General features: G+C 65.2%; 15 protein-coding genes. 9 read left to right on the forward strand and 6 right to left on the reverse strand.

Translation table 11 applies throughout. From position 1 onward, the window contains the following. Nucleotides 1–127 precede the first annotated feature (127 nt). On the reverse strand, nucleotides 128–2,743 hold the full coding sequence (locus ABD301_RS37540; protein WP_344314864.1) for a family 78 glycoside hydrolase catalytic domain: 2,616 nt from the start codon (nucleotides 2,741–2,743) through the stop codon (nucleotides 128–130). A 65-nt stretch (nucleotides 2,744–2,808) separates the two neighbouring features. Continuing rightward, nucleotides 2,809–3,180: a VOC family protein gene (locus tag ABD301_RS37545; RefSeq protein ID WP_344314865.1), complete on the reverse strand. Its 372-nt coding sequence runs from the start codon at nucleotides 3,178–3,180 to the stop codon at nucleotides 2,809–2,811. 54 nt (nucleotides 3,181–3,234) lie between these two features. Between ABD301_RS37545 and ABD301_RS37550 the strand changes: the two genes are divergently transcribed. After that, nucleotides 3,235–3,966 carry an AraC family transcriptional regulator gene (locus tag ABD301_RS37550; protein ID WP_163568476.1) on the forward strand — a complete coding sequence of 244 codons (732 nt, stop codon included), beginning with the start codon at nucleotides 3,235–3,237 and terminating at the stop codon, nucleotides 3,964–3,966. Here the strand turns inward: ABD301_RS37550 and ABD301_RS37555 are convergent. Continuing rightward, a complete protein-coding gene (locus ABD301_RS37555) occupies nucleotides 3,963–6,173 on the reverse strand; it encodes a terpene synthase family protein (protein WP_344314866.1) in 2,211 nt (736 codons plus the stop codon). The two genes, ABD301_RS37550 and ABD301_RS37555, sit on opposite strands and share 4 nt — an antisense overlap. 277 nt (nucleotides 6,174–6,450) lie before the next feature. Here ABD301_RS37555 and ABD301_RS37560 point away from each other — a divergent pair, with 277 nt between their 5' ends. The 3 genes from ABD301_RS37560 (at nucleotide 6,451) to ABD301_RS37570 (ending at nucleotide 11,611) form a co-directional block, all read left to right on the forward strand. Further along, nucleotides 6,451–9,606 carry a DUF8189 domain-containing protein gene (locus tag ABD301_RS37560; protein ID WP_344314867.1) on the forward strand — a complete coding sequence of 1,052 codons (3,156 nt, stop codon included), beginning with the start codon at nucleotides 6,451–6,453 and terminating at the stop codon, nucleotides 9,604–9,606. 159 nt (nucleotides 9,607–9,765) lie between these two features. After that, the gene (locus tag ABD301_RS37565) at nucleotides 9,766–10,692 is read left to right on the forward strand and encodes a carbohydrate ABC transporter permease (RefSeq protein ID WP_344314868.1); all 927 of its coding nucleotides are present in this window, start codon (nucleotides 9,766–9,768) and stop codon (nucleotides 10,690–10,692) included. A gap of 13 nt (nucleotides 10,693–10,705) precedes the next feature. Next, on the forward strand, nucleotides 10,706–11,611 hold the full coding sequence (locus ABD301_RS37570; protein ID WP_163568473.1) for a carbohydrate ABC transporter permease: 906 nt from the start codon (nucleotides 10,706–10,708) through the stop codon (nucleotides 11,609–11,611). Nucleotide 11,612: 1 nt separating this feature from the next. Here the strand turns inward: ABD301_RS37570 and ABD301_RS37575 are convergent, their stop codons facing one another. Further along, complete coding sequence (locus ABD301_RS37575; RefSeq protein WP_163568472.1) at nucleotides 11,613–12,161, reverse strand: hypothetical protein; 549 nt, start codon at nucleotides 12,159–12,161, stop codon at nucleotides 11,613–11,615. A gap of 138 nt (nucleotides 12,162–12,299) precedes the next feature. Continuing rightward, entirely contained in the window at nucleotides 12,300–13,133 is an 834-nt protein-coding gene (locus tag ABD301_RS37580; protein WP_344314869.1) for an IclR family transcriptional regulator, read from the reverse strand. 216 nt (nucleotides 13,134–13,349) lie between these two features. Between ABD301_RS37580 and ABD301_RS37585 the strand changes: the two genes are divergently transcribed. Continuing rightward, nucleotides 13,350–14,462, forward strand: a complete 1,113-nt coding sequence (locus ABD301_RS37585; protein ID WP_163568471.1) for a mandelate racemase/muconate lactonizing enzyme family protein — start codon at nucleotides 13,350–13,352, stop codon at nucleotides 14,460–14,462. 1 nt (nucleotide 14,463) lies between these two features. Next, a complete protein-coding gene (locus ABD301_RS37590; RefSeq protein WP_344314870.1) occupies nucleotides 14,464–15,555 on the forward strand; it encodes an iron-containing alcohol dehydrogenase family protein in 1,092 nt (363 codons plus the stop codon). Nucleotides 15,556–15,772: 217 nt separating this feature from the next. On the opposite strand, the gene ABD301_RS37595 is transcribed toward ABD301_RS37590, so the two are convergent. Next, nucleotides 15,773–16,015, reverse strand: coding sequence for a DUF6400 family protein (locus tag ABD301_RS37595; protein ID WP_163568469.1), 243 nt, complete (start codon nucleotides 16,013–16,015; stop codon nucleotides 15,773–15,775). 208 nt (nucleotides 16,016–16,223) lie between these two features. On the opposite strand from ABD301_RS37595, the gene ABD301_RS37600 reads away from it, so the two are divergent. Genes ABD301_RS37600 through ABD301_RS37610 form a run of 3 tightly spaced genes read left to right on the forward strand, consistent with a single transcriptional unit; the run spans nucleotide 16,224 to nucleotide 20,404 of the window. After that, nucleotides 16,224–17,717 carry a family 43 glycosylhydrolase gene (locus tag ABD301_RS37600; RefSeq protein WP_344314871.1) on the forward strand — a complete coding sequence of 498 codons (1,494 nt, stop codon included), beginning with the start codon at nucleotides 16,224–16,226 and terminating at the stop codon, nucleotides 17,715–17,717. After that, nucleotides 17,714–19,750 (forward strand): hypothetical protein, encoded by a 2,037-nt coding sequence (locus ABD301_RS37605; protein ID WP_344314872.1) that lies wholly within the window; start codon nucleotides 17,714–17,716, stop codon nucleotides 19,748–19,750. The genes ABD301_RS37600 and ABD301_RS37605 overlap by 4 nt, the downstream gene beginning before the upstream one ends. A gap of 33 nt (nucleotides 19,751–19,783) precedes the next feature. Next, nucleotides 19,784–20,404, forward strand: coding sequence for an L-threonylcarbamoyladenylate synthase (locus ABD301_RS37610; protein ID WP_344314873.1), 621 nt, complete (start codon nucleotides 19,784–19,786; stop codon nucleotides 20,402–20,404). Nucleotides 20,405–20,458: the final 54 nt, after the last annotated feature.

Here is a 20,458-nt window from a genome sequence, read left to right on the forward strand (position 1 = left end):
GGCCGCTGATGTGATCGCCCGGGAGTTCGATGCCCGGTTGGCGGTGACGACGGGGGAGCTTGCTGCGGAAGATGGGCCTGTCGCCGCAACTGCCGCACGGTTTGATCGTGTCTGTCGCGCGACTTTTCTAGGCGTTACAACGGTAAGTGTGGGTGCCGGGGCCGGCATCCGCGCTGGTGCCGTCGGGCAGCCGGATTCCTGCGCTCGTTCCGGCCGGGATTTCCACGGTCAGCTCAAACAAACCGTCGGTGATCTGCCATTGCGAGGAAATCCGCCCGTACGGGCTGTCGTGCTGGGCCGACGCGCGGGTAAGTCCGCCACCGGGCACCGGCTCGATGGAGAATCTGCGATAGGCGGGCGAGTCGCCGAGTCGGATGCCGGCCGTACGGGTGTGCAGGAACGAGACGACGGCACCCTTGCTGTAGTGGTTGAGTGAGGCCTTTGGCTCACCAGTGGCGGAAATCCCTTCCCAGTCCTCCCAGATCGTGCTCGCGCCGCGATCGATCATGGTCAGCCAGGCCGGCGCGGAATCCTGGAAGAGCAGCTCGTACGCCACATCCGGGTAGCCGTGGTCGGAGAGCGTCGGCAGAAGGTCAGGCGTGGCAAGGAAACCGGTGGTCAAATGCGTCCCGGCGGCGCGTACGAGCCGCACCAGCTCGGCTGCCGCGGCCGGCTGGAGTTCCGGCGGAACAAGCCCCATTTTCAGCGCTCGTACGTAGGTGGCCTGCGTCGGTGGGTTGACCGTGCCGTCCGCGCCAAGATATTCGGCCCGCCAAGCGGCCAGCGCGCCATCGGCGATTTCCTGATAGCGAGCCGCATCCTTCCCCAACAGCGCGGCTATCCTGGCCAACAGGGCAGCCGAATAGTGCAGGAAGGCCGTCGCGATGGGGCCGTTGTCCCGGCTCGGATCCAACGCCGGCTCCTCGCCCGGTTCCAGCCACTCGCCCCAGTGAAAACCGCTGTCCCAGAGGAAAGCCTCGTGCGGTGCCGGCTCGGGACGAGCGGCCGCCCGATCCGGATGCCGGTTCTGGCGAGCGGTTTTCGCCGCGTAGTCAACCCAACCCGTCATCGAGTCGTACTGTTCGGCCAAGACGTCTTTGTCGCCGTACGCGCGCCACAGCTCCCACGGCACGATCACCGCCGCGTCTCCCCATCCGGCCGAGCAGCGCAGGGTCGCGAGTGGACTGTCGGGGGTGACGGCATCGGGCGGGTACGGGACGAACTGCGGTACCGCGCCGTCCTCGTACTGGTCGGCTGCGAGGTCTCGCAGCCACTTCAGCGAAAAACCGGCCACGTCGTAGAGAAAGGCCGCTGTTGGTACGTAAAGCTGCCAGTCCCCGGTCCAGCCAGCGCGTTCTCTGGTTGGGCAGTCGGTCGGCACATCGCAGGCGTTGCCCCGAAAACTCCACACCGCGGCCTCATGCAGCCGGTTGATGCGGTCGTCGTCGCAGTCGAACCAGCCGGTCCGGCGCAGGTCGGTGTGTACGACGACACCGGTCACGTCGGCCGCGGTCAGCTCCTGCGGATGGCCTTGGATCCGGACGTACTGGAAGCCGTGGGTGGTGTGCCGTGGCTCAAAACTCCCTTCGCCGGCGGAGATGACCTGGTCCACCTGACCGGCCGGCAGCGGCTCGCCGGTGACGAAGTTGAAAGCGGCGAGGTGATCGGTGGTGACATCGCCGTCGGCGGCGAGCGCTTCACCATGGGTGAGTGTCAAAGAAGTGCCCGCTGGGCCGAGCGAGTCCACCCGAACCCAGCCGTTGATGTTCTGGCCGAGATCAATCACCTGCCGATCCGGCGCCGGCCGACTGATCCGTACCGGCCGAATTTCCTGGATCCGTCGAACTGGCGGTGCCGGCGATGCCTTCAAGTTGCCGAAATCCCCAGAGATTTCAAGGGTTTTGGCCCATTCGCTGTCATCCCAGGCAGCTGCCGACCAGCCCGGCAACGCTTTTCGTACGTCCACGACCTGACCGTCCATCAAGTCGGCGGCCACGATGTCGGCGGTGCTGAATCGCCAGTCCGGGCCAGTGCCAATGATCGTACGAGTGCCGTCGTCGTGGTCGATAACGAGCTGCGCCAACAAACCAACTCGATTCCCGTAACCGTCCGGCCAGCGACCGAAGCCAGTACGGCCACGAAACCAGCCGTCGGTCAGCACCGCGCCGACCGCGTTTGCCGACGGCTCAAGGAAATCCGTGATGTCGTACGCCTGCACCAGCAGGTGGGACCGATAGGAGGTGAATCCGGGCGTCAGCTCAGCGTCACCGATCCGTTGCCCGTTAAGGAAGAGTTCGTAAACGCCATGCGCGGTCGCGTACGCACGCGCTCGTACGACCGGCTTCGCCAACGAAAATCCGTGCCGCAGCAGGTAACCCGGCCGCTGGCCGGCCTCCGGTGGTGCCGTCTCAACCGGCTCGATCCACCGAGCGGCCCAGTCCGCCGGCTCCAGCAGTCCCATCTCCCACCAACCGGCCGCCGACCAGTCACTTTCCCCGAGATCGGTCCACACCCGGACCTGCCACCGCACCCGTTGCCCGGCTGCCAACGCCGGCCCGTGGTAGTGCACGAGGACGCTCTGATCGGACTCGATCCGGCCGGAATCCCAGTCACCGGCCCGAATCTGGTACGCCAGCTGGGCCTGAGCACCGGCCGGCAACCACCACGACAGTCGCGGCTGGCGGGCGTCGATGCCGAACGGCTCGGTCAGATGCTCCACCTGAAGGTGGGTCGGGTTCGTCATGTCGTACGAACCTTTCGGAGCGGCGGTTGATACGTTTCAGACTCCAGTCGCCGCCGCGACAGATGTCAAGCCCGCGAGTCGTACTGCATGGCGCCAATCGCGTTTCCGGACGGATCGGTGAAAAAGATCAGATGCCCGACACCGCTGATGGTGAACCGCGGCATGATGATCTTGCCACCGGCATCGGTCACTTTCTTCGCGATGGCATCGACATCCTCAACCCCGAAAGTGCATTCCAGACCGATGGTCGGCTGCCCTTCGACCAGGTCACGGCGCTTTTGCAGGGCACCGGGCAAGCCATCGTCGCCGGTCGCGATCCGGAAGAATCCGGGCGGCCCGAACGCCTGGAACTGCCAGCCGAAGACCGACTCATAGAAGGTGCGGCTGGCGTCCGGATCGTCGGCGTTGATGGCGAAGTGCGCGAGGTTCATGGTCATGGCCTCATCGTGACATCGCGCAGACTTGTCGGGCCATTTAAGATCTGACAGGAAATGTCGAAATCGCGACGCGAGCCGGACGTACGCGGCTACTCGGTGACCCACCCGCCGGGCCGCGCCACGCTGCCCATCGAGCCGGGTTGGCACCAACTGCTCTACGCCGCGTCCGGCGTCATGACCATCTCGACGGCGACCGGCGCGTGGGCGATCCCGCCACACCGGGCACTGTGGATCCCGGACAGCGCGGCGGCGACCATCGCCAACCGCTCGCGGGTAGCCGTACGCACGCTCTATCTCTCGTCCGACCTCCCCGCACTGCCGTGCAAGACACGGGCCATCACCGTCTCCGGACTGGTCCGCGAACTGCTGCTGCACGCCGTGAAGACGAGCCCTCTCGACCTCTCCAAGCCTGTCGACGCCGCTCTGATCACCGTCCTTATGGACCAACTGAAAGCATTGCCCGACGCACCACTGCTGCTGCCGCTCCCCCAGGACCCGCGGGCGGCCGACGCGGCTCGTGTCCTTATGGACGACCCAACGCTGTCCTTGGATGACGTACGGGTCGGTGCCAGCAGCCGTACGCTGGAGCGCGCCTTCGCCGCCGAGACCGGCCTCACGCTGGGCGGATGGCATCGGCGAGCACGCATCCTGCACTCTCTCGACTCGTTGGCCAGCGGCGGATCGGTCACGGCCGCGGCGAGCGCTGCAGGCTATGCGACCCCGTCCGCCTACGTGGCCGCCTTCAAACAGGAACTCGGCGAAACCCCGCGCCGCTTCCTTTCCTAGAAGGTCAGTGCACCGAAAGCGGAGGTGCCGATTCCGCTGGGCAGGAACGAAAAGGCGAGCGACGGGACGCGGCCCCGGCGGAGTTCCTTCTCGCCGTACCGGGAAGTGTGCTGATGCCAGGCCAGAATGCCGGACATCCAGTCCTTCAGGTCCTCGGCGTGTTTGGTGAGCGCGGCACGAGCCGCCTCGTCGAGCTGGGAATCCGCCAGCAGCGCGGGCAGATCGGTCTCGGCGATCTGCTCGAACTGGCGGACCCTGGACTCCAGCAACCTGGCCACGATGTCCCGGGCGATCACCCGGTCCACGTTCAGGAAGTTCTCCACGACGACAACGATGTTGTGCATCTCGCCGTCGAACTCGACCTCCTTCTGGTACGAGAAAAGGTCATTCGTGAAACAGCCGACATCCTCCGCGGCGGTGTCCATCTCATGCAGCACCCGGTGCTGGAAAATCTCGGCCGGGACGATCTCCAGATAACTCAGCCGAGAAAGGAACTGGGTCAGCGCCGACCCGAAAGTCCGCCGACGCATCTCCACGTAGTCGATCGGGTCCGGCACCCGGTTGCCGAGCTGGTTGGCCAGCTCCCACAGCCAGCTTTCGGTCATGTCCAGCACGGCATCTTGGAAGACGCCCCGCAGTTGCGCGGCCATCGGACCGGCCGTACGGACCCACAGGTCAGCGAGACCGCGCTCGACCGGGTTCAGCGGCTCGGGCATCGGCTGGTCAGCCTGCACCGGCATGAACAGCGCGAGCCGCTCGTGCTGGAGCCTGGCCGCCAGCAGGTCGCGACTTGCCCCAAAAACGTAAGGGAAATAGTCGTCCGCGTAGGTGCCCCAGGTCAACCAGTCCGCATTCAGCCGGACGTCCCGGGCACTGCTGTCCGGATGGATTCGGGCCGCGCAATGGGCGAAATCGTAGCCGGCGAGCCGGCTCATGTCCCACATGCTCCCGCCCTGGATCCCGGGCACGGAGTCCAGAAATCCCATTAGCCGCGACCATTCCAGGCTGCCGCCGCGAGCCTGCGCCTCATGTTCGCTGACCCGGACCGGGAAAGGCTGATAGATGTCCGGCAGCGGCAGGTGACCGACCGGTTTGTACGGCTGGTACGCCCGCTCGCGCAGCCGCCCGCGCAGCCCCAGCCGGATCGTTGCCGCGGACATCCCCAGCCCGGAAAGTCCCAGCCCCAGAGCACTGTCGGAGTCCGACGCGGTGGCCTGATTCATGTAGCGACTGGAGGTCGCGTGCCATTCGTGGCCACCGGCCTGCCAGTCCTGCAGGCCTTTCACGTACGCACCAACCCCGACCTGTTGGTCGACCGCGATGCCGTGGTCGGCCAGCAATTGCGGCACCTCGACCAGCGCGGTGGTTTCGAACTGCTGCAGCCGGGAAGTCATCAGGTCGTTCACCAGGTCGGCGGCTTCCTGAGTGGGACAGTCGAAAAACTTCTCGAAAACCAGCACGGCATTGGAATTCTCGCCCTCTTCGCGAACTTCGCGCTGGTACGAGAAAAGATCGTTCCGCAGGTGGACGGAGTCGGAGAAGGTGTCCCGCAGGACCTCCATCGGCCGGGTAGCCGCGATCGCGTCCGGGATTTCCGCGCCAACCGCGTATTCGACCAGGTTCGCGGACCAGGGCGCACCACCGACCCGGCGGCGCATCTGCACGTACTCAATCGGGTTGGCGATCCGGCCGCGGTCGATGTTCTCCAGCTCCCACATCGACTCGACCATCAGATTGTGAGTGCTGGTAACAAAACGGCGTCGCCAGTCGCGGGACATCGCCGGGGTCGTACGCGCCCACAGGTCTTTCAACCCGGCCTCAGCCGGATTTTCCGGCGCTGGTGGATCGTCGCTCATGAAAAGTTCCAACCGGTCCAGGTGCGCCTTGGCGCCGGCCATATCCCGGGAGTATTTGAAAAGCTCCAGAAAGTGGTCGTCGAAAAAGAAGACCCAGACATACCAGTCGGTGATCAGGTCCAGCGTCGGCCCGTCGCAGTCGGGGTGCGTGTACGCGCACATCAGGCCGTAGTCCATCCGGGCCAGCGCCGGCTCGTCCCACACCAGGCCGCCGGTGGGGGTAGCCGCGTCCAGCATGCCCATCTGGCGGGCCCACTCGGTGCTGTGCGTCCGGGACCGCTCCAAATGTGGATTCAGCCGCGCGGGATAGGGCAAGTAGAAGTCCGGCAGCGTGAACGCCTGCATGGGCATGCCTATTCTCTCGACCGACGACCAGCTCCTTGGGGTGCATCGTGCGCCGTGCCCACTGTCCCAGACCCAACTTTTGTTGGGTCCTGTCGATCTTCGATCGCCGCGGCCACGATCAGTCCGGCAACATCAACCTTAGGTGACCCTAACTTGTGACCGGAAGAGGCACCCGACCGTACGAACGGGCCACTGGTCTAACCGCATTCGGGCGGCGTCGTTGCGGCCGTCGCGGGCCGCCAGCAGAGTGGGCGCTAACCGATCTCCGTCGTGAGGACCCCAGATGCCGCAGCAAACGGCCGTTTTCGCCGAGCCCGCCACCGCGGACGGATTCCTGCCCCTGTTGGCCGAGATCCAAGTGCAGTACGAGCTGCTGCCGGTGGCCGATCTTGAGACCACTGACCTGCGCGAGTACGCGGCGGTGATCGTGCTCGCCGACGGCTACCGGCAGGTGCGGCCGGAGCCGGTGAAGCTTGGGGCATCCATGGCCGAGCGGTTGATGGCGTACGTACGCTCCGGCGGCCGCTGCTATGTGGAATACGCCACCGGGCTGCTGCCCACCCAACCACCACGGCCGTCCGGGTTCGAACGGATTTTCTCGCCTTCGCTGGAGATTTTCGACGAACAACAGTCGTGGTATCTGCCGGTCGAGCGGCCTGCGGACGCCTCGGAGTTGCTCCTTTACGGTCGGGTCGCCGGCGTTTATTCCGCCGTGTACGGCCCGCCCGAGCAGTGCTTTCCCGCCCTGTTGGAGATTCCGTCCGGCGCCGGCAAACTGTTCTTCGCCACCACGGCCTTGAGCAACTTCCAGCACGGTCACTACCGGCTGACGAGTCGCTGGCGGAAGGTAGTCCGAGATTTGCTGATGTCGCTGCAAAACGCGCCGGTCGACTTCAGCGAGGTGACCATTCGTACGGCTCCACCGGAATGGGCCGCTTCGGGCGCTGGGGTACGACTGCGGGTGTCCGCCACGAAACCGGTCGACTCCGAGGTCCCGCTGCACGAGATTTCGGCCGGAGAATGGGAGTCGGAGCCGCTGAGCCTGCCGGACGGCGACCACGTCTTCACCGTACGATCCGGCGATCAGACGTGGCAGACGCGGCTCGTCGTCGGTCCCCGCGAGGAGCGCTATTCGCGGATGCTGGAGCGAGGTTTTCGCTGGTATCACGAAGCCGGCATGTTCTATGACCAGCCGGACGGCTCGGCCGGCATCGCCGAGGGCTTCGCCAGCGAGATCCAGCCCGACGGTTCGCATCCGTTCCGCGGAGTCCGTCGCGGCGACGGCTATGTCGAGAACGCGTACGCATTCCAGCTCTACGCGGAGCTGACTGGCGACGATCGCTATGCGACCATCGCTGGCAATCTCATGCGGCTGGTCCTGGATCGCATGCAGGTGTTGGATCGTACCGCCGTCTACGGCTCCTGGGAGACCCGCGAATACTGGAAAACGCTGGTCGAGATGGATAATCTGTTCTCGGACGACAATGGCTGGATTTCCGCGTTGGTGCTGGCCGACGGCATCCGCCGCGGCGATGACGAGACTGTCGCGCAGGGACTTCGCGGGGTCGAAGCACTGATCCGTACGTCCGACGCCGAGTTCGGGCTGCAGGTCAATCCGTGGCGTACGCCGTCATATCTGATTGGCCAGGGCTGGGAAGCCATTTCTCGGCTGCCGCTGACCGAGAACCTCGACGTCAGCGCCCATTGGCAAAGCACCCCGCAGACCGCGTTGCTGCTAGCGTACGCGGCGACCAGCGACCAGCGCTATCTCGACTTCGCCACCCGCGGCCTCGACCACATGGTCGCGGAATTTCCGCGGATGCGGCTGGAAACCAGTCGGACCGCGGAATACATCCGGTTTCTGCTGCCTTTGCTGGCCGCCTATCACTACACCCAGAAGTCGAGCTATCTCGACGTGATCATGCGGATCGGTGAGTTTCTCCGTGAGCGCCAGGATCCGGACAGTGGGGCCCTGGCCGAATGGGACGGCCGGAATCCCTCCAGCAACGCGACGTACGGGCAGGATGAGCAGTCGATCGTCCAGCAGAACGGGGACACCGTCACCGACCAGCTCTACACTGTTGGTTTCGCCGCGATGTTCCTGCCGTTGGCGCACCAGGTGACTGGCGAGTCCGTCTTCGACGAGCTTGGCACCGGCGTACTCGACTATCTGTCCCGGATTCAAATCGACGACGACTCGCCACTGTCCGGCGCCTGGATGCGGTCCTTTGACTTCGGCCATTGGGAGTATTTCGGCAGTAACGCGGATATTGGCTGGGGGCCGTACTGCGTCGAGACCGGTTGGGCGAACGCGCCCATTCTGATTGGCGCGATGCTGAAGCTGACCGGCCGCGCGTTCTTTCCGCCCCCCGCGGTGCGGACGGACCTGTCGACCAAGGTCACCGCGGAATTCGACGCGATCGCCCACCCCACCCCGATCCCGGCCGGTCCGCCGGTGACCGGCGGCCAGGTGGTAGCCAGCAGCCTGCTCAGCAGCACGCAGATCTTTTGGCGTGGTGACGACGATCTGGTCCACCACACGTACGTCGACGGGCCGGCCGGGCCGTGGGATCGGCATGATATGCAAGCGGTAGCGGGAAATCCGGTCGCGGTGGATAATCCGGCGACCGGGAGCATCGAGGTCTATGCCCGCGATCAGGCCGGCCGGTTGGTGCACACGTACCTTCACCGCGACACTGGTCGCGGGCCATGGCGGCCGGTCGGTGACCTGGTTTTCCAGGGCGATCCGGCGCTGCTGTTCGACGACCAGGCCGCCGAGGTCGAGATCTACGTGCTGGCCGCCGACGGGCGCGTGCACCACACCAGCGCTTTGGACCTACGGCACGGATACACGCCCTGGGAGCCGATTCGGGCGGTACGCTTCGGGGCCGCACCAACAATCGTCCAGAACGCCGCCACCGGCCGGACCGACATTTACGCGATCGACACGACCGGGGTTCTTCGTCGTACGTACAAAATCAACCGAGACCACGTGGGCTGGCGGCCGGTCACCGACACGCCGTTGACCGGGAGCCCGGCCGCGGTGTTCCATCCGCCCTCCGGTCAGGTGGAACTCTTCGCGCTGGACGCGGACGGCATTGTCCACTATGGACGGGCAGACCACAGCTGGCGGGCACTCGGGAACTTCGCGGCCGTTGGACGACTTGTAGCGGTCAACAACCCGACGGCCGGTGCGGTCGACCTGGTCGCCCGGGCCCGCGGCGGCGAGCTGCACCACCTGCGATGGGACCCTTCTTCGAGCGTCGCTCCGGGCTGGAAGGCACTGGCCGGCCGCACTGTCAGCGATCCCGCTGTGGCGTACCATCCCGGCCGGCAGGTGGTCGAGGTTTACGCGACAACACCGCGGGGGCGGCTGGTCCGTACCGATCTTGGTGGTGACGGCTGGGTCACGGTCGGTTCGAGAGCTGGTCTCCTTTAGACCACCGGTCTACTCTGACCACGGCATTCGCGCAGGACGCTGGCACGGGCGTGCGACCACTGGGCAGAGCAATGGTCTACGAGCAATCACCGGTTATGGTGGCGCCCGTGTCTGCCGGAGGTTTCTATAAGACACCGATTGTGGATGGAGGGCGGCCGGGTGCGCTACGGCAAGTACAGATTCATCCTGAGTTTCCTCGCGCTGCCGTTCGTTCTCTACGCGATTTTCGTGCTGTCCCCGTACGCGCAGGCCTTCTACATCGCGCTGACCGACTGGCAGGGCTTCACCTCGCGGGCGAACTTCGTCGGGCTGGCCAACTTCGTCCGGCTCGTCCAGGACCCGATTTTCTGGATCGCGTTGAAGAACAACCTCTTCCTGCTGATCTCGATCCCGATCATCGTGATCGTGCTGGCGCTGTTCTTCTCATCGATGATCAACTTCGGCGGCAGCGGGCGTGGCCGCAAACATCGCGCCGGCATCCGCGGCGTCGCCGGTGGCCGGTTCTACCAGGTCGTCTACTTCTTTCCCAGCGTGCTCTCGGTGACGGTCATCGCGGTGCTCTGGCAGTTCATCTACGAGCCGAAAAACGGCCTGCTGAACGGCTTCCTGTCCGCGATCGGGCTGTCCGGCGCCAAACAGGTCTGGCTCGGTGACAGCAAAACCGCGCTGGCGGCTGTGCTGGGCGTCTCGGTGTGGGCCAGCGTGGGTTTCTACGTCGTTCTTTTCACCGCGGCGATGGGATCGGTGCCCCGCGAGCTCTACGAGTCGTGCCTGCTCGATGGCGCCAACCGGATGCAGACCTTCGTGCACATGACGATCCCGCTGATCTGGGACGCCATCCAGGTCGCGTTGGTGCACCTGGTGATCGGCGCATTGGACACCTTCGCGCTCGTACAAATCCTCACCGTCGGTCCGGGCGGCCCAGACAACTCCACCGAGGTCGTCGCGCTCTATCTCTTCGACAATGCTTTCACCTACAGCAAATTCGGCTATGCGTCGGCAATCGGCGTGGCCATGTTCGTCCTCACCCTGCTCCTGACCGTGATCGCGTTCCGGCTATCCCGGCGCGAGCGGGTGGAATACTGAAGCGGAGCGCGCCATGACCCTCAGGCTGCCCACCCGCAGCGACACCCCCACGCTGACCACCGACCACAGTGGACAGAGCAAACGCCCGCGTCCCATCGGCGGCGGTCTGACGATCGCATCGCACGGATTTCTGGTGATCTGGGCCGTCATGGTGACCGTCCCGCTGCTCTGGAGCGTACTGTCCGCGCTGAAATCCGACCCGGAGATCTTCACCAGCCCGTGGACGCTGCCGGCCCGATGGCGGTTCGAGAACTTCGTACGCGCCTGGGACCAGGCCAATATCGGCAGCTATTTCGTCAACAGCGTGATTGTCGTACTGGGCGGGGTGGCGCTGACCTTGTTGCTGTCGTCCATGGTCGCGTACGTGCTTGCCCGGTTCTCCTTCCCAGGCAACCGGGTCGTCTACTACATTTTCGTCGGCGGCATGCTCTTCCCGGTTTTCCTCGCGCTGGTCCCCCTTTTCTTCGTCGTGAAGAATCTCGGCCTGCTTAACACGTACCAAGGCCTCATCCTGGTTTACGCCACCCAGTCGATGTCGTTCTCGATTTTCTTTCTCTGCGCCTTCTTTCGTACCCAACCGTCCACCCTCGTCGAAGCCGCCCTACTCGACGGCTGCTCGCATTGGGGCGCATTCTTTCGGGTGATGCTGCCGCTGGCCAAACCTGGCTTGATCAGCATTGGTATCTTCAACTTTTTGGGCATGTGGAACGAATATCTGCTGCCGCTGGTGCTCACCACCGACCCGAACAAATTCGTGATCGCGCAGGGCCTGGCCAACCTCAGCGTCAACCGTGGCTATCGCAGCGACTTCAGCGGCCTTTTCGCCGGGCTGGTCATCTCGATGGTGCCGGTCCTGCTGGTCTATGTCATCTTCCAGCGGCGCATCACCGAAGGCATGACCGCGGGCGCCCTACGGTGACCTAACAGCCGTGGCCGTGACTGCCGTGCCGGGGACCGCCAGATCCGAAGCGGTGCCGGCCGGGGCCATGGCCACCGCCGCCTGGCCAGCTGCCCGGCGGTGGGAACGGGTCGAAGGTGGGCGGACCCGGCCGCGGCCGGGACGGCGGCGCGGGCTTGACTGGCGCGGGCTTCGCTGGCGGCGGCGCCGGCCGGCTACTGCGCGGTGGAGATGCCGCTTGACCTGCACCAACGTGTCCGCCTGGGGCAGCGATCGGAGCGTTGGCGACCGTCTGCGTACGGCCGGTCTGACTGTCCGGCGGCAGCGCACCAGGTGTCGGCGAAGGAACCGCCGAAGGGGTTGGGCCTGGCGTCGCGGGCGTGCTGATCGGAGCCTGCGCAGCAGGTTGCTGACTGACCGGCGGGTGACCGGACGAGGTGAGCGCGTACGCACCGAAGCCGACGACTCCGGCCGCGGCGAGAACGCCGGAGCCGATCAGGAGCTGCCGTAACCGCCGCCGGCGCCAGTAGTAGCCGGGGGCGAGGTTGTGCAGAAACTCGTCGAGTCTCATCGATCGGCACTCCGTACATGCTGGTCAGCCCGGGATGAGTGGTGCGAAACCGGATTGTACGGGTGCCGGTCGCCTTTTCGCACACTCGGTGGTAGCGATTTGTTGTAGTACGCACCTTTTGCTGCGATAAACTGCCCCTCAAGTCGGCCAGGTTTTCGAGGCCTCGGACCGATCTGACTCCCAGCCGAGCTGAGTGGACACCTGCGCGGCGGCCCTCGCGGTGACCCGGCCGGCCACGTGCAACCGGTCGCCGATCCGCTCGGTCGGCGCGGAGATGTTCAGCGCCGCGATCACCCGGCCACGAAAGTCCCGTACCGGCGCGGAAACTCCGGACACGCCGTCCTCGAACTCCTCGTAGACCCGGGCGTAACCGTCCCGCCGGCAGCTCTGGATCTGAATCCACAACTCCGGCAGCGTACGCGCCGCGGACCGCGGAAAACCGGCGGCGAGATCGTTGTTCGCACCGAACCGTACGTAAAGGTCATCGGGAGTCGCGTCCATCAATAACACCCGGCCCGCGGACGTACAAGCCGCCGGCACCCCGCGGCCCTCCCAACCATGCAGCCGGAAAGAATGGCCGGAAACAGACAGCAACGTGAGCACCTCACTGTCCCGCAACACGCACAGATGGCACGTCTCTTCGAGCTCGGCGGACAGCCCGTGCATCACCCGCTCGGCGGCTTGCACGAGCCGGTTTTCGACCGTACGCGCGACCAGCGAGAACAACCGCCAGCCGAGCCGGTAGTGGAGGGTGTCCGGGTCACGCTCGACGACACCCTCATCGGCCAGCGCCTTCAACGCCCGCGACACCTGGCTTTTCTCCCGGCCAGCCAACTGGCTCAGCCGAACCACCCCGAGGCCGCCGGCCCGCTGCGCCTCCGCGGACGCCAACGCTTCCAGCAGGTCCAGGTCGCGCCGCAGGCCGTACCCGACTTGCCGCATGGCGGACGCGTCACCGTCTTGCGACGTCATATCCCGAAGCGTAATCCACCGGAGACGCCGCGTTCACCCCGGTGATTCGCGGATCCGAGTTGGCGCCACCGCAACGTGCGTTGCGATTCCCCCGACAGCCTTGCCCAGCGGGAATTCCGGCTCTTACCGTCGGAGCTGTCGAGCTCTTGGCTGGAGGTTTCCGATGGCTTTCGCGCTTCCCGCGCTGGTTCGTCGTGATGGCACGGCCGTGACAGGGTGAAGATCACCGATATCACCTTGGACCGGCTCCGGCTGGACCTGGACCCGCCGCTGCGGGCGGCCTGGGATCCCGTCCCCCGCGACCATTTCGACGCCACCGTCGTACGAGTGCACACCGACGAGGGCCTGACCGGCATCGGCTCCGGCGACACGATGGATGGTTTCGAAGCTTTCAAAAACCTTTTTCTGGGCGAGGACCCGCTGGACATCGTCCGGCACGTGAAAGCCATTGAGACGGCCAATTTCCACGGTGGCTGCTACTGGCCGCTGGAAGTCGCGCTGTGGGACATCATCGGCAAGGTCGCCGGCTTGCCGGTCGCCACGCTTTTCGGCAACGCTGCGCGATCCCTGCCGGTTTACGCCTCCTGTGCGGAGCTGAAACCGCCGGCCGAACGCGTCGAGTCGGCCCTCGCGGCCCGCGAAAACGGCTTCCGCGCGATGAAAATCCGGATTGACCGAGACCGCGCGGCCGAAGGCGTCCTGACGGTGGCCGCGGTCAGGGACGCCCTCGGCCCGGATTTCGTGGTGATGGTCGACTTGAACCAGTCCTGGCGGATGGCCGGCGACACCGCGGCCGGCACCGACCTCGCGGCTACCCGGCGGTTGGTACGGCGGCTCGCCGAACTCGACGTCTTCTGGGTCGAGGAACCGTTGCCGTACGCGGACATCGACGGTTTCAGGACGCTTCGCGCGGAGAATCCCGGGGTCCGGATCGCTGGCGGCGAAATGCAGCACTCGGTGCCGGAAATCCTGCGCTACCTGGAAACCGACGTGTTGGACATCTACCAAATGGACGTGGTGCTCGCGGTCGGCATGCTCCGCGCCCGTACGCTCGCCGAGCTGGCCCAGCTCCGGCACCGGCAGTTCACCCCGCACAGCTGGACCAACGGCGTCGGCGTGCTGGCCAACCTACAGGTCAGCGCCGGCGTCGGCGGCGGCCCGTATTTCGAGTTCCCGTACGACCCGCCGCGGTGGACCCCGGCGCGCCGGGATTTCCTGTTGTCACAGCCTTTGACGATTACCGCGGCCGGTGAGTTGGAGGTTCCGGCGGCGGCCGGCCTCGGCATCGAACTGGACGAGGAGGCGATCGGGCGATGGCGGATCTCCTGACATGACCACCTTCAGTATCGAGCCCACCGGCCGCATCGAGTTCGGTGCCGGCATCCTCGACCAACTCGCCAATTTCATCGCCTCGACTGCTCAGCACCGCGTTTTACTGGTCACCGACCAGGGCCTACGTGCCACCGGAATCGTCGACCGCGCCCTGAAAATCCTGACCGCCGCCGGTCTCGAACACACCTGCTACGACGCGATCGGACCCAATCCGTCCACCACCGCCATCGACACTGCCGCGGCCACCGCACGTGTCTTCGGCCCCGCCGCGATCGTCGCCCTCGGTGGCGGCTCGGTCCTGGACGCGGCCAAGGCAATCGCTCTGCTGGCCGCGAACCCGTCCGCATCCACTGGCGACTGGACCGCGCCCGGCTGGCCTCTCATCGCCATCCCCACCACCTCCGGCACCGGCGCGGAAACCAATGGCTTCGCCGTCATCGAGGACACTCACCGGCGCCGCAAGGTCTACATTGGACACTCATCGGTCAAACCCCGCATCGCTGTCCTGGACCCGGAACTGACTCTCCGCCTCCCACCCCACGTCACCGCCGCCACCGGCATCGATGCCCTCGTCCACGGCTTGGAATCGTTGGCTTCCCGCAACGCGAACGCCGTTTCCATCGGGTACGCGGCAGAGGCCGTGCGACTGGTCAGTCGCTGGCTGCCAGTCGCGTACGCGGATGGGTCCGATCTGGACGCCCGCGGTCAGGTGATGGTGGGCGCCCATTTGGCTGGGCAGGCTTTGACGATTTCCGGGCTGGGGCTCGTGCACGGCTTTGGTCACGCGATAACGGCGTTTACCGGCACTGCGCATGGGGTCGCGCTGGCTTCGGTACTGGCCGCCGTGATGAGATTCTCCCCTGAAGCGTACGAACCCGCCGGTTTTGCTTTGAGCGTTGATGATCCTGTCGCCGCCGCCCTCGACATCGCTGACGGTGTCGATATAGTGCGGCCATTACGCGACCTTGACGTTGACCGAGGAATGCTGCCCGCGATCGCCGCCACCGCCCTGGCCGACGCGGTCACTCGCAACAGCCCCCGAGTTCCTTCTCTCGCCGAAGCGACAGCGCTACTCGAGTCTGCGTACTAGTTAAGCACTTTTGCGTAGTCGGCTATCAAAACGGGTGTCCGTGTCCCACAGGTGCGCGCACTCAGGGCATTGTAAGAAGACTTGCGTGCCAGCGGTCGCCAGCAAATACTGCCAATGATCGGCGCAATTCTCGCCGTCCGCGCACGCGGCACAGCCAGCGGCGTGATCGCGTACGGGACACGGCAGCCAGGCGCGGCGGGCGATGTCGGCGGTGGGGTCAAGCGGCATCATGGCGGACCTGCCGATCGGGGAGTACGCCCGCGCTGACCAGTTCGTCGTAGATCCGCTGCTGCTCGGCGTCCAGACCGGAGTAAAGCATCGCGTAAGCCTGCTCTTCCTCGAGCAGGGCCGTCACCGGGTCCCAGGTGTCGCCGAGCGCCGCCAGGACGGCCGCCCGCCGGCGCACCTCGTCGAGGGTCAGATCCAGCGCGAAGGACACCTCGTTTGTTTCGTCAGTCACCTGACACCTGCCATTCGTACGATGCTCCAACGACTTAGGGTGCCCTTACTCTTCGGTGAATCGCAATGAAGCCGGTCACGTTCGGACCGAGAAACGGGTCACCGGCAAACCGGACGTTCGACGTACAGAACACGCAATCCTCCTCGAATTTCTTCGAAATCCCGGAGACATGTTTACGTCACCGAAGTAATGAGATAGAACGAGCGGCGTGAAAGCCTCCTCGCGGGTGCAGAGCAAGATCGCCGCGCTGGTACTGGCCGTCCTGGTGGCGGTCCTCGGAGCGCCATCCCCAGCCAGCGCGCTCGCGCCACCGAACACGCTGCGTAACCCCCTGCGGATGAGTACGCCGGATCCACAGGTCACCTCCGCGGGCGGCTTCTACTACCTGACGTACAGCCAGGGCGCGGTGATCTCGGTGGCGCGGGCGGCTTCGCTCACCGGGCTAGCGGCCGCGCCGGCGACCGTGGTGTGGACCGGCGCGACCGACGATCCGGCACGGTGCTGCGATCTGTGGGCGCCGGAGCTGCACCAGGTCGGGGACCACTGGTACGTCTATTACGCGGCTGACGATGGTACGGCCAGCCATCACGCTCTCCAGGTGCTCGAATCAGCCGATCCCCTCGGGCCGTACCATTTCAAGAACACGCTGACCGGCGGCGCCCTGTCCACCGACCCCACGGTGCTCGACCAGGGCGGCACACATTTCTTGTTGTGGTCGAAAGATCTCGGCGACGGCACGTCTGGCCTCGCGATTTCGGCGATGTCCAACGCATGGACGTTGACCGGCACACCAACGGTCATTTCTCGGCCCACCAACAGCTGGGAGACCGTCGGGCAGGCGGTCGACGAAGGTCCGAGTGTGCTGCAGCGCGACGGAAAACTCTTCGTCACCTTCGCGGCCAGTTCGTGCGGCTCGGCGGACCAGGCGCTGGGCATGCTGAGTTTCACCGGCACCGACGTGCTCTCCGCGAGCGCATGGACGAAATCCGCTGGCCCGGTTTTCGCCCGTTCCGACGCGAACTGGGTTTTCGGCCCTGGGCAGAACAGCTACTTCTCGTCGCCGGACGGCAGCGAGGTCTGGAACGCCTACTACGCGGTGACCTCACCCGGCGGAGCCGCGTACGGAAGCTGTGGTGCGGACCGTTCGTTGCGAGTCCAGAAAGTACGCTGGAGTGCCAACGGCACGCCGCTTTTTGGTGCTCCAGCGGCATCCTGGCAATCCCAGACGCTGCCGGCGGGTGACCCGGGCGGGGCGGTGGTGCCGACCGGCTTCTACCGGTTGACACCGCAGCACGACACCGGAAAGGCACTCGACGTCGGCGGCTGTTCCTCCGCGGACAACGCGAAAGTCGACACGTACGCGTACAACGGCGGCCGGTGCCAGCAGTGGTTCATCGACTATCAGGGCGACGGCTCGTACACGATCTCGGACCGCAACAGCGGAAAAGCGCTGGAAGTGCTGAACTGCGCGAGTGCCCGGAACTCCACAGTGGACATCTACCCGTACTGGGGCGGCGACTGCCAGGAGTGGTATCTCGACCCGGTCGGCGACGGCTCGTACAGAATCACGCACCGGCTCACCGGGCAGGCCCTCGACGTGCTGAACTGCTCGACCGCGGCGGTGCCGGCGGTGGACATCTATCCGTACTGGGGTGCCGGTTTGGGCACCTGCCAGCAGTGGAAACTGGAGCCGGTCACATGAGAATTCGCAGCATTCTGGGCATCCTCGCGATCTTCGCGGTGATAGTGGCGGCACCCGCGCCGACCGTCGCTGGCGAACATCGCATGTCGGCCGTACGAGGAATTCCGGCCGGCGGCCTGCGGGCCAGCAAGGGCACCGGAAACACCATCGGCACCACGATCTACGAGAAAAACCCGCGAGCGGACGGCTATCGGCATATCGATACTCCCGCGACCATCGCCAACCTTAAGGCGATGGGACTGAACACTTTCCTTTACGACGTATGGGTTTCCCCGAAAGACTGGGACGACCTGCGCAAGGAGTTCGCGCCAGCCGCGCTCGCCGCACACCTGAACATCTGGGTCTATTTGGCGCCGCCGTCCGAATGCGAGCGGCGGATCGCCAACGGCGATGGGAACTGCCCGCGGCCGTACAAGATCGACTACCGGAGCTGGGCGAACGCGGTCGCCACTCTTTCCCTGCAGTTCCCCAACATCACCGCCTGGGCAATCGACGACTTCTTCGCCAGCCAGGAGAACCGCGACCTGTTCACGCCCGCCTATCTCGCCGGACTGCGAGCGATCACCGACGGCATCAATCCAGATCTCGGCTTCTATTCGACCTTCTACCTCGGAAACGCCAGGAACCCGACCGACCTGGCCACCATCAGCGGCGCGGTGGACGGGATCATTTTCCCCTATCTGGGCTACGAGGGAAACAACGACACTCAGGACTCCACCGCGGTCGCCCAGCAGCTCAACGACATTCTTGGCTTCACCACGCCCAAACACCTCGCTGTGGTGCTGCTCATCTACGCCGGCCGATTCCTGGACGCGCCGCTGGCGCCTACCGAAGACTATGTCGGCCAGGTGATGGACGCGGCCGCACCCTACGTGGCTGACGGGCGGATTCAAGGCATCGTCAACTACGGCGCGCCCATCAGCGACGATCCGCAGGTCAACTCGGACGACCTCGCGCCGTCCGGCAACGGCCGGCTCAGCCTGGTCGTGCCGCGACACAAACCAACCCCTACCGACTCGTACGAGCAGGGATCCCAACAGATCACCGTCGATCCGAACGCCAGCTCGTACCAGCTTTCCTTTTATCACTACGACGAAAACGCGCGAGTGCAGGCGGTTTTCGGTTACCAGATCAAGCAGGCGCTGATCAACGGCACGGTGGTGTGGGAGTCGGATGTGGAGGATGACCCGAACTACCAGTGGGCGCAGGCCACCGTACCGAACGTCACCCTCTACCCACTCCTGCATGGCCAAACCTCAGCGACTCTGACTTTCCGGCTGCTGGAACGCAGAGGCGTCGGCGACTTCCCGATCGATGTCGGCTTCGACAACGTCCAGACGGCTGGGATGACCGTGCCAGACGCGGATTTCGAGACCCCGCACAGCTGGACCTTGGCCCGTACGGACGTGTCGTTGCTGCCGTCCCAGGACGTCTGGTTCGCGGACCGGCCAGTACGCATCCGGAACGCCATCGCGGCCCGCTGGGGTGGGGTCCAACAGCCGGTCAGCGCCGGCCCGGTGGCACCGAAAAACCTTTCCATGTATGGGAAGGGACGGCTCAAACTGAGCCTGCCCGATCAGACCAGCACCTCGGCGGGAATGTGTACGTCGGCCACCCAAGAAGTCACAGTCGACCCAAGTTCGCCACACTACGAGCTTTCCTTCTGGTCCTTCGACCAGTATTTCGCGACGCCGTCCGGCCAGGGCTATCACGCGAAGGACGTTTACATCACGAACAGCAGCGGCCAGCATTTGCTGTCCCGGATGGACGTGATGGACGACTGGGCGCTGTGGATCAACAGCCAGAGCAGCTGGAACCACATCGACGTCACCGATTATCTGAAGGGCCAGAGCAGCGTGACCTTCAGTTTCGCGCTCTGCGAACTTAACGGCGTCGGTGACTTCGGGGTGGACGTCGGCTACGACAACCTCGAGACAATTGGTTTCCAGTTCGCCAACCCCGGATTCGAGACCACCGGCGGCTGGATCATGTATAACAACGGCCCCTTGCACGCTGAGATCTCGACCTCGTGACGGGGTGAATCCGGAGAGTCCTAAGCTCCCCCTATGGCGAAGTACTTCGACATGCATCCAGAGAATCCGCAGAAGCGGGCGGTCAGTCAGGTGACCGCGATTGTCCGCGACGGCGGCCTCATCGCGTACCCGACGGACTCGTGCTTCGCGCTGGGCTGCCAACTCGGCAACCGGGACGGCCTGGACCGGATCCGGACCATCCGGCATCTGGACGACCGGCACCATTTCACGTTGGTCTGCCAGAACTTCGCGCAGCTGGGCCAGTTCGTCCAGATCGACAATGCGGTTTTCCGCTCGATCAAGGCATCCACGCCGGGCAGTTACACCTTTATCCTGCCGGCCACCAAGGAGGTGCCGCGCCGGCTGCTGCACCCGAAAAAGAAGACCGTCGGCGTACGGATTCCCGACCATGTCGTCGCGCAGGCGCTGCTGGCGGACCTCGGCGAGCCGCTGCTGTCCAGCACGCTGCTGCTGCCGGACCACCAGGAGCCGATGACGCAGGGCTGGGAGATCAAGGAGGAGCTCGATCACTCGGTGGACGCGGTGATCGACTCCGGCGACTGCGGCACCGAGCCGACCACCGTCGTCGACTTCTCCGACAACGAGCCGGTCATCCTGCGCTACGGCGCCGGCGACCCCGCCCGCTTCGAATAGCCCCTCTCCTCACTCACAGCAACCCTCCACTCGGCTACATTGACCGCATCGACG

Source organism: Fodinicola feengrottensis (assembly GCF_039530045.1).
GTDB lineage: Bacteria > Actinomycetota > Actinomycetes > Mycobacteriales > HKI-0501 > Fodinicola > Fodinicola feengrottensis.

What these genes read in the sequence shown, in the direction of transcription:
- ABD301_RS37560 (WP_344314867.1), top strand. Translation starts at nt 6,451, where the DNA reads ATGCCGCAGCAAACGGCCGTTTTCGCCGAGCCCGCCACCGCGGACGGA.
- ABD301_RS37545 (WP_344314865.1), bottom strand. Translation starts at nt 3,180, where the DNA reads ATGACCATGAACCTCGCGCACTTCGCCATCAACGCCGACGATCCGGAC.
- ABD301_RS37575 (WP_163568472.1), bottom strand. Translation starts at nt 12,161, where the DNA reads ATGAGACTCGACGAGTTTCTGCACAACCTCGCCCCCGGCTACTACTGG.
- ABD301_RS37550 (WP_163568476.1), top strand. Translation starts at nt 3,235, where the DNA reads ATGTCGAAATCGCGACGCGAGCCGGACGTACGCGGCTACTCGGTGACC.
- ABD301_RS37580 (WP_344314869.1), bottom strand. Translation starts at nt 13,133, where the DNA reads ATGACGTCGCAAGACGGTGACGCGTCCGCCATGCGGCAAGTCGGGTAC.
- ABD301_RS37540 (WP_344314864.1), bottom strand. Translation starts at nt 2,743, where the DNA reads ATGACGAACCCGACCCACCTTCAGGTGGAGCATCTGACCGAGCCGTTC.
- ABD301_RS37610 (WP_344314873.1), top strand. Translation starts at nt 19,784, where the DNA reads ATGGCGAAGTACTTCGACATGCATCCAGAGAATCCGCAGAAGCGGGCG.
- ABD301_RS37605 (WP_344314872.1), top strand. Translation starts at nt 17,714, where the DNA reads ATGAGAATTCGCAGCATTCTGGGCATCCTCGCGATCTTCGCGGTGATA.
- ABD301_RS37590 (WP_344314870.1), top strand. Translation starts at nt 14,464, where the DNA reads ATGACCACCTTCAGTATCGAGCCCACCGGCCGCATCGAGTTCGGTGCC.
- ABD301_RS37555 (WP_344314866.1), bottom strand. Translation starts at nt 6,173, where the DNA reads ATGCCCATGCAGGCGTTCACGCTGCCGGACTTCTACTTGCCCTATCCC.
- ABD301_RS37570 (WP_163568473.1), top strand. Translation starts at nt 10,706, where the DNA reads ATGACCCTCAGGCTGCCCACCCGCAGCGACACCCCCACGCTGACCACC.